This window comes from Nocardia pseudobrasiliensis NBRC 108224 (assembly GCF_001613105.1).
In the GTDB taxonomy this organism is placed as follows: domain Bacteria; phylum Actinomycetota; class Actinomycetes; order Mycobacteriales; family Mycobacteriaceae; genus Nocardia; species Nocardia pseudobrasiliensis.
On record NZ_BDBS01000009.1, the window covers coordinates 288,793 to 302,012 of the forward strand.

Sequence of the window (13,220 nt, forward strand, 5' to 3'; positions counted from 1 at the left end):
GACCGCGCGCCGGTGGATGGTAGCCACCCACCGGCCCGCGCTCGTCACGCCTTGGTGATCGAAACCCGCACCCCGCCGACCACTTCGGCGGCGTCCGCACCGGGATCGCCGAAGGTCAGTGCGGTGGCGAGGATTTCACCGGCGATCAGCTCGCGATGGGTCCGCGCCCACGCCAGCCGGTCCGCCGGAACGGCCAGCACCACCGAGATGCGATCGGAAACATCCAGTCCCAACGACTTTCGGGTCTCCTGCAGATCGCGGATGAGGTCGCGGGCCCAGCCCTCGGCCTCGAGTTCCTCGGTGACCTCCGAATTCAGCACCACCAGACCGGCATTGCCGGGCAGGGCGGCGGTCGACTCGGGCTCGGCGGCGACCAGGCGCTGGGTGTATTCCTCCGGAAGCAGGTCGATCCCGGCGGCACTGACCACGCCCTCGGGGCTTTCGGTCCACTCCCCCGCCTTGACCGCCTTGATGACCGTCTGCACCTGCTTGCCCAGGCGCGGACCCGCGGCGCGCGCGTTCACGACCAGTTCGAAGCGGCCGTGCGCGGCGACGTCGGTGGTCAGGTCGACCTTCTTGACATTGACCTCGTCGGCGACCAGATCCGCGAAGGGCGCCAACCGATCCGCGTCGGGCGCGGCGATGGTCACCTCCGACAGCGGCAGGCGCACCCGCAGATTCTGGGCCTTGCGCAGACTCAGCACCGTCGAGCACACCGTGCGGACCTCGTCCATGGCCGAGACCAGCTCCGGATCCTTCGGCAGTTCGGTCGCGGCGGGCCAGTCGGCCAGATGCACCGAGCGACCGCCGGTCAGCCCGCGCCAGATCACCTCGCTGATCAACGGCAGCAGCGGCGCGGCCAGCCGGGTGGTCACCTCGAGCACCGTGTGCAGGGTGTCGATGGCATCGCGGTCCTCGTCCCAGAAGCGCGAACGCGACCGGCGCACATACCAGTTGGTGAGCGCGTCGGCGAACGAGCGCAGCTGCTCACACGCGGTGGCGATGTCGTAGACGTCGAGCGCCTCGGTCATCGCGTCGCGGGTGGCCGCGAGCTTGGCCAGGATGTAGCGATCCAGCACATTGGTCGAATCCGTGCGCCACTCACCGGGTTTCGACGCGTACAGCTGCAAAAACGTCCACGCGTTCCACAGCGGCCGCAGCGCGTGACTCACACCTTCGCGGATACCGCGCTCGGTGACGATGAGGTTGCCGCCGCGCAGCACCGGCGAGGCCATCAGGAACCACCGCATGGCGTCGGAGCCGTCGCGGTCGAACACCTCGTTGACATCCGGGTAGTTGCCCTTGGACTTGGACATCTTCAATCCGTCGTCGCCGAGCACGATGCCGTGTGCCACAGCCGATTTGAACGCCGGGCGGTCGAACAGGGCGGTCGAGAGCACATGCAGGTTGTAGAACCAGCCCTTGGTCTGACCGTTGTACTCGACGATGAAGTCGCCCGGGCTGTGCGCGGTCCGGTCGTGCGTGCCCTCGAACCACTCCTTGTTCTCGAACGGGTAGTGCACCTGGGCATAGGGCATCGACCCGGATTCGAACCAGCAGTCGAGCACCTCCGGGGTGCGCCGCATCATCGACTTGCCGGTCGGATCATCGGGATTGGGCCGCACCAGCTCATCGATCGCCGGGCGGTGCAGATCGCTCGGACGCACGCCGAAGTCGTGCTCGAGCTGATCCAGCGAGCCGTACACATCCACGCGCGGATACTCCGGATCATCGGAGATCCACACCGGGATGGGCGCGCCCCAGAAGCGGTTGCGGCTGATGTTCCAGTCGCGCGCGTTCTCGATCCACTTGCCGAACTGGCCGTCGCGGATGTGTTCGGGCACCCAGGTGATCTGCTTGTTCAACTCCATCATCCGATCGCGGATCTTGGTGACCGCGACGAACCACGACGGCACGGCCATGTAGATCAGCGGCTGGCCCGAACGCCAGCTGTGCGGATAGGAGTGCTCGATGGTCTCGTGCCGCAGCAGCTTTCCGGCGGCCTTGAGATCCTTGATGATGACCGGGTTGGCGTCGAAGACCATCAGGCCCTCGTACGGCGGCACCATCGAGGTGAACTTGCCGCCCGGATCCAACGGCTGCACGATCTCGATGCCGTTGGCCGTGGCCACATCCATATCCTCCTCACCGAAGGCCGGTGCGAGGTGCACGACGCCCGTGCCGGAGTCGGTGGTCACGTAATCGGCCTCGAGCACGCGATGGGCGTTCGGGTGGCCGAGGAAGAAGTCGAACGGCGGACGGTAGTGCAGGCCGACCAGCGCCGCGCCCGCGTGCTCGGACAGGATCTGCGGCTGTTCGCCCAGCTCCCGGGCGTAGTGCGAGACGCGTTCGGCGGCAAGCACGTACCGCTTGTCGTCCTTGCCCCGCACATGGACATAGGTGACGTCCGGATGCACGGCGATGGCGAGGTTGGACGGCAGGGTCCACGGCGTGGTGGTCCAGATCAGCGCGTTCGCGCCGTCCAGCTCGTGCAGCGGATGACCGGCGGGCACCGTGAGCGCCATGTCGACCGTGACCGCGGGATCCTGGCGCATCCGGTAGGCGTCGTCGAGGCGCGACTCCTGATTGGACAGCGGGGTCTGCTCGTACCAGCTGTAGGGCAGCACCCGGAAGCCCTGATAGATCAGTCCCTTGTCGTACAGCGACTTGAAGGCCCACATCACCGACTCCATGAAGCTCGGATCGAGGGTCTTGTAGTCGTTGTCGAAGTCCACCCAGCGGGCCTGACGCGTGACATACGCGCGCCACTCATTGGTGTAGCGCAGGACCGAGGATTTGCACGCGGCATTGAATTCCGCGACACCCATCGACTCGATCTGTGATTTGTCCGTGATACCGAGCTGCTTCTCGGCTTCGATTTCCGCGGGCAGGCCGTGAGTGTCCCAGCCGAAACGTCGTTCGACCTTCTTGCCGCGCATCGTCTGGAAACGCGGGATCAAATCCTTGACGTATCCGGTGAGCAGATGCCCGTAATGTGGCAATCCGTTGGCGAAGGGCGGTCCGTCGTAGAAGACGAACTCCTCGGCGCTGGAACGGTTCTCGATGCTGGCCCGGAAGGTGTCGTCGGCGGCCCAGTAGTCCAGGACGCGCCGTTCCAGATCGGGGAACGACACCTGGCCGCCTTCACCCAGGTCCGCGCGTGGGTAGGCGGGAGCGACGCGACCGGAGGAGGCAGCTTGCGTAACCATGGAGGGAGCCGCGGACGCCTCATCAGGCACCGCGGTGCGGGTGGGTGCTTCGTCCGACATGTCGGGCGTGGTCTCCTCGTGCCAGTGCGCCCGTACGGCGCATCCCGGTGGGCACGGGGACGACCCCGGCGCTCGGTGCGCCGAAACCGCGGTACCACCCCGCTTGTCCAATGGACCTCTCGTTATGAGCTGTGACGGGCTCACCCGTTCGGTTCTACTGAGCGCGCGGCGCCGTTCTTCCGAAGGCTCCCCGGTGATGGCCGGATCAGTGCCGTTTGTTCATGTTTGATTGTAACTGTGGCGGGCAAACCTATTCTCGGCCCCGGTAGCGAGGCGACTCGCCCGGATGGGCGTGCCGCGTGGGAGCGCCGCGAGTGGGAGTCACCCGCTTGGCGTGCCGACCGGGACCGGCTTGCAGATCGTCGACCGTATCGCGCATCGACAGCGCGCTCACCAGCAGCAGTACCGCACCGATGACGCACACGACGATGCAGCCCCAGGCCCACACCACCGATCCGGTGGTCAACGCGGTCACCAGTAGGGCAAAGCCGATAGCGGCCAGGACGAGCGTCAGAACGAGCATGGTCACCCCCTAGGCGGGCCAGGTGGCTCGACAAGACTTCCGACCACACGACTGCGCTGGCGCAGTACCTACGAGACTACTTGCCGCCCTTGGCGAACGAGGCCGGGGCGTGGTTGTGGTTGGCGCCGGCGCCCTCGAACGCGTCGCCGCCGTCGACCGGCACCGCGGAACCGCGGTTCTCCAACTCCTCGAGCTGCGACTCCAGGTAGGACTTCAGCCGCACCCGGTATTCGCGCTCGAAGGTCTTCAGCTGCTCGATGCGGCTCTCCAGCACGCTGCGCTGCTGGGTGATGGTCGCCATGATCTCGGTGTGCTTGCGCTCGGCGTCGGCCTGCAGGGCGTCGGCCTTCTCCTTGGCCTGCCGCAGCTGATTGTCCGAGCGGGACTGCGCGTCGGTCAGCAGGGCCTCGGCCTTCTGCCGGGCCTCGGCGACCATGCCCTCGGAGCGGGTGCGGGCATCGCTGACCAGACGTTCGGAATTGGCGCGCGCGTTGGCCAGCAGCTGCTCGGCCTCGGTCTTGGCATCGCTGGTGAGCCGGTCGGCCATCTCCTGGGCCAGACTGAGCACCTTGGCGGCCTGCAGATTCGCGTCCGCTCCGGCCGGATCCTTCGCCACGGGCGGGGCCACCGGCATCGGGGCCGGGGGCGCCACGGGCTGGGGCTTGGGCGGTTCCGGCTGCGGCGGCGCGGGTTTCACGGCCTGCGGCGCCGGGCGGGCCTTCTTCGCGTCCGCGAGTTCGGCATCCAGCTCGGCAACCCGCTGGCGAAGATCGGCATTCTCCTCGATGAGGCGTGAGAGTTCCTGCTCGACCAGGTCGAGGAAGGCGTCGACTTCATCCTCGTTGTAGCCGCGCTTCCCGATCGGCGGTTTGCTGAACGCGACGTTGTGCACATCGGCTGGGGTCAGCGGCATGGAAGGATCCCTTCACGCTTCGTACGGAGATCTAGCACTAGATCTAGCAAGCTATTCTTCACGGCCCATTCTGTCACACCGGGCCTACCGGCTGCCCGAGCCTGCTCGTGATCGTCATCAAGATGAAGACGATGAAAAGCAGCACCATAATCGACAGATCGAGGCGAATTCCACCCAGATTCACTGGAGGTATCAATCGCCTCAGGAGTTTCACCGGAGGGTCGGTGATCGTGAAGATCACCTCGAGGATCACCACGACGACACCCCGGGGATGCCAGTCCCGGGCGAAGCTGCGGATGAACTCGACGATGACTCGGCTGATCAGCAACAGCCAGAAGAGGAACAGGAGTACATACAGCACCTTGAACAAGGCCACGTGTCCACTCTGCCTCAGATTCGGTGTCCTGCAAACTCCCCGCGCCGTCCAGCACGGCGTGACTCCCCCCGCTCGCGGCGTGTCGACCCGGTCGGCCGACCATGCCGGGCACCCCCGGTGAAATGTCCTATTTCTGGTTGTAGAAACCGTTTTCGGCGATGCGCCGGCGCTCCTCGGCCGATACGTCGACATCGGCGGGTGAGAGCAGGAACACCTTCGTGGCGACCTTGTCGAACGAACCGCGCAGCGCGAACGCCAGACCCGCGGCGAAGTCGACCAACCGACGCGCGTCGGCATTGCTCATCTCGACCAGATCCATGATCACCGGGGTGCCGTCGCGGAAGCGCTCGCCGATGATGGCGGCCTCGGCGTAGGTGCGCGGCCGCAGGGTGGTGATCTTGGACAAGGGCCCTCCGTCCTCGAAGACCGGCGCGCGACGCGGTGCCGGCTCGAAGCGAGTGCGCTCCTCCACCCGCCGTTCTTCCAGTCTGCGCTCGGCCTCGGGGTCCATCGCCAACGCGCCGTGCGTGGTGCCGCGGACCATCGGGGGCGTGCCCAGCCCGCGCGAGCGGCCCGAGGGGGCCGATTCGATGCGCGTGGGACGACGCGGGGGCTCGTACCGGTCGTCGACGTAGGACTCGTCGCCGTAGTCCTCGCGGCGGGCGACGGTGTAACCGGGCTGATAGGGGGCCTTGTAGGTGGGCTCGGGGTAGCCGGGCTCGTCGTCGTAACGATCGTCGGAGAAGCGGGACCGACCGGCGGGCTCGTACCGCGGCTCGGCGTAGTCGCGCGCCCGATGCGAACGCTCCTCGACGGCCCGCGACCCGCGGTCATCGATGTAGTCGTCCTCGTATTCCTCGAGCGGAACCATGCCGAAGTACGCCTTGAACCGGTGCAACGTACTCATGCCGTCACCTCGTCAATGCTCGGCTCCAGCACGAGCCCCCTCGTGGCTGCGCCCAATTCCCGCTCGCTGCGCTCGCTCATCCTGGTCGACCTTCCTACGGCACCCGGCTGGCCTGGGGTGTTGAAGTCCTGCTCAGTCCCCGCCTGCCACAAGCATATGTTTCGAATGTGACTGATGAGGTTTGTTTGCTATCCCGAGGTTATCGGTCGAGCGCCCATCAAGGCAGTACCGACACGCACGCAGGTGGAGCCGTGTCGAATTGCCGCCTCCAAATCTCCCGACATACCGGCCGAAAGTTCCCCCGCCCCGGGATGATCGGCCACCAGCCGCGCGTGCAGCTGTGCCAGCCGGGCGAATTCGGGCTCCGGATCGACGTCCAGCGGAGGGATTGCCATCAGCCCTGCCAGCTGCAGGTTGTCCGATTCGGCGATATGGTCGGCCAGGGCGGGCAGATCCGCCGGGGCGACACCGCCGCGCCCGGGGTCGCGATCGAGACTGACCTGCAGTAACACCCGAATCGGCGTATCGCGCTCACCGGCCTCGCGCGCCGCGCCCGCACCGGCGTCAAGAGCGGTTGCCAGACGTTCGCTGTCGACCGAATGGACGGTATGCGCCCAGCGGGCCACGGACTTGGCCTTGTTGCGCTGCAGGCGTCCGATCATATGCCAGCGCATCTGGGACAGGTGTCCCAGATCGGCCACCTTCGCGGCGGCCTCCTGGTCGCGTGATTCACCGAATTCCCGGCGACCCAATTCATAGAGGATCGCGATATCCGAAGCGGGAAAGAATTTCGTGACCGGAAGCAACTGTACGGTCGACGGATCGCGCCCCGCGGCCCGGCATGCGGCCTCGATCCGGGACAACAGACCGGTCAGCGCACTGGACAGTTCCGCGGTGCGGACCGATTCCGCTGCGGCGGTGCCGGATTCGGCGGTCATAGGCGAACTCCCTGAAATGCGAAACTGATCACGAATAGGCCCGAATACGCGAAATCGGCCAATTGCCGGTACTTAACCGGGCTCCGAGAACCCTCCGTGCCCGCGAAATTCGGGGCACTCACGCGGCCGATTCCATCCAGATCACACCGGCGAGCCGACCGGTCGGCGCACCACGCCGGTGACTGAACAGCGACTCGTCCTCGATCGTGCAGCGCGGGTCCACGGCCACCGCGCCCACCCCCGCGGCCTCGAGCTGACGCTGAATGCCCGCGCGCAGATCCAGGCCGGGCGTGCCCTTGGCGGTGGTGGTCGCGCTGCCGGGCAGATGAGCCTCGACATCCGCGCGCATCGCCGCGGGCACCTCGTACTGCCGTCCGCTCGCGGCGGGACCCAGGAACGCGCCGATGCGCTCGGGCCGCGCGCCGACGGAGATCATCGCCTCGAGCACGCGCGGCACGATCCCGATGCGCGCGCCCACCCGTCCCGCGTGCACGGCCGCGATCACGCCCGCCTCGTCGTCGGACAGCAGGATGGGCACGCAGTCCGCGCTGAGCACGACCAGGGCCAGATCCGGCACGGTCGTCACGAGGGCGTCGGTCACCGGAACCGGTTCGGCCCGTGGGCCGTCCACGATCGTCACCGTCCGGCTGTGCACCTGTTCCATCCACACCAGACGTTCGGGAGCCAACCCGATCACTTCGGCCAGCCCGATCCGATTGCGGCGCACGGCCTCCGGATCGTCACCGACATGATCGCCGAGATTGAACGAGTCATAGGGCGGCTTCGAAAACCCGCCAGCCCGCGTAGTAGTGACCCGTCGCACCCGAACCGCAGTTGTCGTCATACCCCCGAGATTAGTAGCCACCCGGAAGCAACTCACCGTCCTCGCCACACCGCACCCTTCCCGGCCGCGCATGTGGCCCGCAGCGAGTCATACCCGGGCGGGCAAGATCGGAAACGCGCCCGCCCGGCCGAAGCCGAGCGGGCGCGTTTCGAGGGTGGATCAGCGACGCATGAACGAGGGCACGTCGACGTCGTCGTCGGAATCCTCGTCCGGCGGTTGGATATGCGAGCGGCTGTTGCTCGCGACCGTCGGATCGGTCGGGGTGCGGGGCTGGCCGTAGTTGGGGGCCGGGCCGCGTTCGACCGCGCTCGCCGGGGCGGGCTGGGCCGGTTCGGCTGGACGGGATTCGGTGGTCGGGGTGGTGCTGCGGCTGAGTTCGCCCGCGCGGGCGGTGCCGATGGTCGCATTGCCGCGGGTCTCGATGCGCCGGGCCGGGGTGCCGCCGTCGAATCCGGCCGCGATCACCGTGACCCGGACCTCGTCGCCGAGCGAATCGTCGATGACCGTGCCGAAGATGATGTTGGCCTCGATATGCGCGGCCTCCTGCACCAGCGAGGCGGCCTCGTTGATCTCGAACAGGCCCAGATCCGACCCGCCCGCGATCGACAGCAGCACTCCGTGCGCGCCGTCCATCGACGCCTCGAGCAGCGGCGAATTGATCGCCGACTCGGCGGCTTTCACCGAACGGCCCTCGCCGCGCGCGGAACCGATACCCATCAGGGCCGAGCCCGCACCGGACATGACGCTCTTGACGTCGGCGAAGTCGACGTTGATCAGACCCGGTGTGGTGATCAGATCGGTAATGCCTTGAACACCGTTGAGCAGCACCTCGTCCGCGGAGCGGAAAGCGTCCATCAGCGAGACGGCCGCATCACCGAGCTGCAGCAGCCGGTCGTTCGGGATCACGATGAGGGTGTCGCAGGATTCGCGCAGCCCCTGGATGCCCGACTCGGCCTGATTGCTGCGGCGCTTGCCCTCGAAGGAGAACGGCCGCGTCACCACGCCGATGGTCAGCGCGCCCAGTTTGCGGGCGATGCTGGCCACCACGGGCGCGCCACCGGTTCCGGTGCCACCGCCCTCACCGGCGGTCACGAAGACCATATCGGCGCCCTTGAGCACCTCTTCGATCTCGTCCTTGTGGTCCTCGGCGGCCTTGCGACCCACCTCGGGATCGGCGCCGGCGCCCAGGCCGCGGGTGAGTTCGCGGCCGACATCGAGCTTGACGTCCGCATCACTCATCAGCAGCGCCTGCGCGTCGGTATTGACCGCGATGAACTCGACTCCCTTGAGTCCCTGTTCGATCATCCGGTTGACGGCATTCACGCCGCCGCCGCCGATACCGACGACCTTGATCACTGCAAGGTAGTTGTGCGGGGGCGTCATGGGCTCTCGCCTTCCTTCGATCCAAAGCCTGTCGTTTCGGATCCTCGGCAGAGCGCTCGTGGAGTGGGCCGACCCGGGCTTCCGCTCGGGCAAACCCTAAACCTCAACCATAAGGTTAGCGTTATGTCAAGTATCCGACTGTTCCGGAACGCTATTCGCACCGGCCGCAATAGACGCGCAGGCGCGCCGAAACGAGTGACAGAATCTTGTGTGATCTGTCTCGTCCGAGCCCGCCCCGCATCGTATCGCGAACGGCCGTCCCCGGTGCGGGGAATCGTTCCCTGTGACCTCGACCTATTCGGCGTGTACCGAAAAAGCCCAGGGCACAACGGGTGTCACTTACTTTACCGTCACCAGATCGGGACTCGAAACGTCGAATACCGTTCCGGGACGGGTCAGCACGGGTAGTACGACCGCCGCCTTGCGGCCGGAATCGCCCGGACCACCCCACAGTACTGTGCGTCCGTCGGTCAGATTCAACGCGATATCCGAAACAGTCCGCGCCACAACCTCTCCCACCTGGGCTCGCAGCGCCTGCGGCACCGCTGCCAGCACCGCGACCGCGGCGCGCGTGACCGGATCGTCGCTGCCCGGATGATCGGTGGTGAGTTTCGGCACCCCCGGAGGCGCCGGTTCGACGGCGAATTCCACGCTATCGCCGTCGAGCAGATGGGAGCCCTCGGGACCGTCGAAGAACAGCACCGCGACCCGCTCGTCGACGGTCACCCGGACCGTCGCCGGGAACACCCGCTGCACCCGCGCCGACCGCACCTTCGGCAGCGCCGCCACCCGCTGGGCCACGGCATCGGTATCGATGCGCAGCATGGAGATGCCCTCCGGAATTCGCAGCACCTCGCGCACCTGCTCCTGCGGCACGGCCTTCAGGCCCCGAATGTCGACCGTGCGCACCGACAGCGCCGGGGTGAACCACGCCACACCGGCGACTACGACCAGCACCACGACAACGATCAACGACCACAACGCGATTCGCCGCCGCATCGCCGGGGTGACCGAACCCTCGCGCCGGGTACGCCGGAATCGGTCGCGTCCGTGGGGCTTCCGAGGCTCGTCGACCTCATCGGTCTCGGTATCGAGCGCCTCGGCGTCTCGATGCTCCGCTCCCCCACGGGTTTTCATACCGACCGCCCGACCCGTGTCATCTCGCTCACCGTCCGACCGGCGGGCGCACCCGCAGGCCGTCGAGGATCTGTCCGCCGAGCATGGTGACATCGCCCGCGCCCATGATGATCACCACATCACCGGGCCGGGCCAGGCCCGCGACCTGGCGGCCGACCCGGGACATATCGGGTTGGTAGTGCACGGGTTTGGTGACCGACTGGGCGACCAGCGCGCCGTTGACGCCGGGCAGCGGCTTCTCGCGCGCGCCGTAGACGTCGAGCACCACGACCTCGTCGGCCAGCGACAGCGACGTGCCGAATTCGGTCGCGAATGCGGCTGTGCGGCTGTACAAGTGGGGCTGGAACACCACGATCACCCGACCCTGTCGCGAACGCGCCCCGTCGGCGGCCTCCTGGCGGACCAGTTCGGCCGCGGCCCCGAGCACCGCCGCGACCTCGGTCGGATGGTGGGCGTAGTCGTCGAACACCCGCACGCCGTTCTCGCGGCCGACGAACTGGAACCGGCGGTGCACCCCGCCGAAACCCTCCAGGCCCTGCAGGATCTCGTCCAGATCGGCCCCGGCGTCGCGCGCGGCCAGCAGCGCGCCGAGCGCGTTGAGCGCCATATGCCGCCCGGGCACCGACAGCCGCAGCGTGCGTGGCGCGGGCTCGTCGGCCAGCTGCAGCGTGACCACGCCGCCGACATCGCGGGGCTCCCAGGCCAGCAGCCGCACCCCGACCGGAACCGGCGCGTCGGCCAGTTCGCCCGAGCCGTAGCCGAGGACCCGAATATTCAGCTCCCCGGCCGCGATTCGCTCCGACACCCGCCGCGCCAGCGCGAGCGAACCCGGATCGTCCAGACACACCACCAGCAGTCCGCCCGGCGTCAACCGCGCCGCGAAATCGTCGAACACCCGCACATAGGCCTCGACCGATCCGTAGAAATCCAGATGATCGGACTCGATATTGGTGACGACCGCGACATCCGGGTCGTACTGCAGCAACGAACCATCCGATTCGTCGGCCTCGGCGACGAAGTAGTCGCCGGTGCCGTGGTGGGCGTTGGTGCCCGCCTCGTTCAGCTCCCCGCCGACCGCGAACGACGGATCGAATCCGCAGTGCTGCAGCGAGACGATCAGCATCGAGGTGGTCGAGGTCTTGCCGTGGGTGCCCGAGACCAGCAGGGTGCGATGCCCGCGCATGAGTTCGGCCAGCACGGCCGGGCGCAGCAGCACCGGCACGCCGCGTCGATTCGCCTCGACCAGTTCGGGATTGGTCTTCGGAATCGCGGCGTAGGTGGTGACCACGGCGGTCGGCCCGCCGGGCAGCAGATCCAGCGCGCTGGCGTCGTGCCCGATGCGCACCTCCGCGCCGCGGGCGCGCAGGGCCAGCACCCCCCGGCTCTCCTTGGCATCCGAACCGGATACCGCGCCGCCGCGCGAGAGCAGGATGCGCGCGATACCCGACATGCCCGCACCGCCGATGCCGATCATATGCACCCGCCTCAGCAGCGGCGGCAGCTCCGAATGTCCCAGTGCCTCGTTCGGTCCCGTCATCGTCCCGCCACCTCCACCACGATCCGCGCCACCGCGTCGGCGGCGTCCCGATGTCCCGCACCCGCCGCCGCGGCCCCCATGGCCGACAGGCGTTGCGGGTCGGTGAGCAGCGGAATCACCTCGTCGATCACATATTTCGCCGTCAGCTGCGCATCCGGCACGATGATGCCACCGCCCTTGGCGACAATCGGGCGGGCATTGAGTTCCTGTTCGCCGTTACCGTGCGGCAGCGGCACATAGATCGCGGGCAGTCCGACCGCGGACACCTCGGCCACGGTCATCGCGCCCGATCGGCACACCGCCGCATCGGCCGCGGCGTAGGCCAGATCCATTCGCGACAGATACGGCACCGCCACATATTTCGCCGCGCCCTCGGGATCGACCCCGGAGACCCCGACGGTGTTCTTGGGTCCGTGCGCGTGCAGCACCGACACACCCGCCGCCGTCAGCTGCGCCGCCGCGGCCGAGACCGATTCGTTGAGCCGACGCGCGCCCTGCGAACCGCCGAACACCAACAGCACCGGCCCCTCGGCGGGCAGGCCGAAGGACTCCCGCGCCCGGGCCCGCAGCCCCGTGCGGTCCAGGGTCGAAATCGACTCGCGCACCGGAATTCCCACCAGCTCGGCCTCGGTCCGCCCGCGCGCGTGCACGCCGGATTCCGGAACGGCCGCCAGCACCCGCGCCGCACGACGCGCGCCGACCTTGTTCGCGACACCGGCCTTGGCGTTCGCCTCGTGCACCACCACCGGCACCGCGCGGCGACGTCGCAGGCCACGGCCCGCGGCCAGATACGCGGGCAGCGCCACATAACCGCCGAAGCCGACGATCACATCGGCCTCGGCCGCATCGATCACCTGGCGCGCCCGGGCCATCGATGCCCGCACCCGGCCGGGCAACCGCAGCAGATCCGCGGAGGGCTTACGCGGCAGCGGGACGGGCGGAATCAGTTCGAGTGGATAGCCGCGCTCGGGAATCAGCGTGGTCTCCAGACCGCGCTGGGTGCCCAGGGCGGTGATCCGGATCGACGGATCGAGTCGGCGCAGCGCATCGGCGACGGCCATGGCCGGTTCGATATGCCCGGCCGTGCCACCACCCGCGACGATCACCGAAAGCGCCCGTCCCCCGGCCTGTTGTGTGCCTCCGGACCTGTCGCCTCGGCCGCTCGTCACCTCGGATTACCCCGTTCTCTCGCATGGTTGATCGGATACGTCGGCTCCCACGCCCGTGTGGTGCGCCAGGACATCGTGCCGCGACTCTCGCCGCGTCCCGGATCGCCGCGACCGGCCGCACCGGCGCGTCGACGCGATGAATCCGAATCTATCGACCGCCGGGGCGCGCCGTCGCCCCCACCCCGTCGTCGCGCGGGCGGCAGCTCCCGGCGTGGGGGCGCGGC

11 protein-coding genes are annotated in these 13,220 nt (G+C 68.0%); all 11 read right to left on the bottom strand.

The features are described from left to right. Positions 1 to 44: 44 nt before the first annotated feature. The 11 genes from ileS to murG all read right to left on the bottom strand — a co-directional run bounded on the left by ileS (position 45) and on the right by murG (position 12,996). Positions 45 to 3,209, bottom strand: a complete 3,165-nt coding sequence (gene ileS / locus NP4_RS10945) for an isoleucine--tRNA ligase (RefSeq protein WP_067996029.1) — start codon at positions 3,207 to 3,209, stop codon at positions 45 to 47. Positions 3,210 to 3,519: 310 nt separating this feature from the next. Then, positions 3,520 to 3,792, bottom strand: coding sequence for a DUF3784 domain-containing protein (locus NP4_RS10950; RefSeq protein ID WP_147287970.1), 273 nt, complete (start codon positions 3,790 to 3,792; stop codon positions 3,520 to 3,522). Positions 3,793 to 3,868: 76 nt separating this feature from the next. After that, positions 3,869 to 4,705 (bottom strand): DivIVA-like cell division protein Wag31, encoded by an 837-nt coding sequence (wag31, locus tag NP4_RS10955; protein WP_067995854.1) that lies wholly within the window; start codon positions 4,703 to 4,705, stop codon positions 3,869 to 3,871. A gap of 73 nt (positions 4,706 to 4,778) precedes the next feature. Then, positions 4,779 to 5,081, bottom strand: coding sequence for a YggT family protein (locus NP4_RS10960; protein ID WP_062505179.1), 303 nt, complete (start codon positions 5,079 to 5,081; stop codon positions 4,779 to 4,781). 127 nt (positions 5,082 to 5,208) lie between these two features. Further along, the gene (locus NP4_RS10965) at positions 5,209 to 5,988 is read right to left on the bottom strand and encodes a cell division protein SepF (RefSeq protein WP_067995856.1); all 780 of its coding nucleotides are present in this window, start codon (positions 5,986 to 5,988) and stop codon (positions 5,209 to 5,211) included. Positions 5,989 to 6,176: 188 nt separating this feature from the next. Beyond that, positions 6,177 to 6,926, bottom strand: a complete 750-nt coding sequence (locus NP4_RS10970) for a YggS family pyridoxal phosphate-dependent enzyme (protein WP_067995858.1) — start codon at positions 6,924 to 6,926, stop codon at positions 6,177 to 6,179. Between the two features lie 118 nt (positions 6,927 to 7,044). Beyond that, on the bottom strand, positions 7,045 to 7,770 hold the full coding sequence (gene pgeF / locus NP4_RS10975; RefSeq protein ID WP_067995860.1) for a peptidoglycan editing factor PgeF: 726 nt from the start codon (positions 7,768 to 7,770) through the stop codon (positions 7,045 to 7,047). 159 nt (positions 7,771 to 7,929) lie between these two features. Continuing rightward, positions 7,930 to 9,153, bottom strand: coding sequence for a cell division protein FtsZ (gene ftsZ, locus NP4_RS10980; protein ID WP_067995861.1), 1,224 nt, complete (start codon positions 9,151 to 9,153; stop codon positions 7,930 to 7,932). 339 nt (positions 9,154 to 9,492) lie between these two features. Beyond that, a complete protein-coding gene (locus NP4_RS10985; RefSeq protein WP_307596943.1) occupies positions 9,493 to 10,290 on the bottom strand; it encodes a cell division protein FtsQ/DivIB in 798 nt (265 codons plus the stop codon). Positions 10,291 to 10,318: 28 nt separating this feature from the next. After that, a complete protein-coding gene (gene murC / locus NP4_RS10990; RefSeq protein WP_067995863.1) occupies positions 10,319 to 11,827 on the bottom strand; it encodes a UDP-N-acetylmuramate--L-alanine ligase in 1,509 nt (502 codons plus the stop codon). Continuing rightward, on the bottom strand, positions 11,824 to 12,996 hold the full coding sequence (murG, locus tag NP4_RS10995) for an undecaprenyldiphospho-muramoylpentapeptide beta-N-acetylglucosaminyltransferase (RefSeq protein ID WP_067995873.1): 1,173 nt from the start codon (positions 12,994 to 12,996) through the stop codon (positions 11,824 to 11,826). The genes murC and murG overlap by 4 nt, the downstream gene beginning before the upstream one ends. Positions 12,997 to 13,220 lie beyond the last annotated feature (224 nt).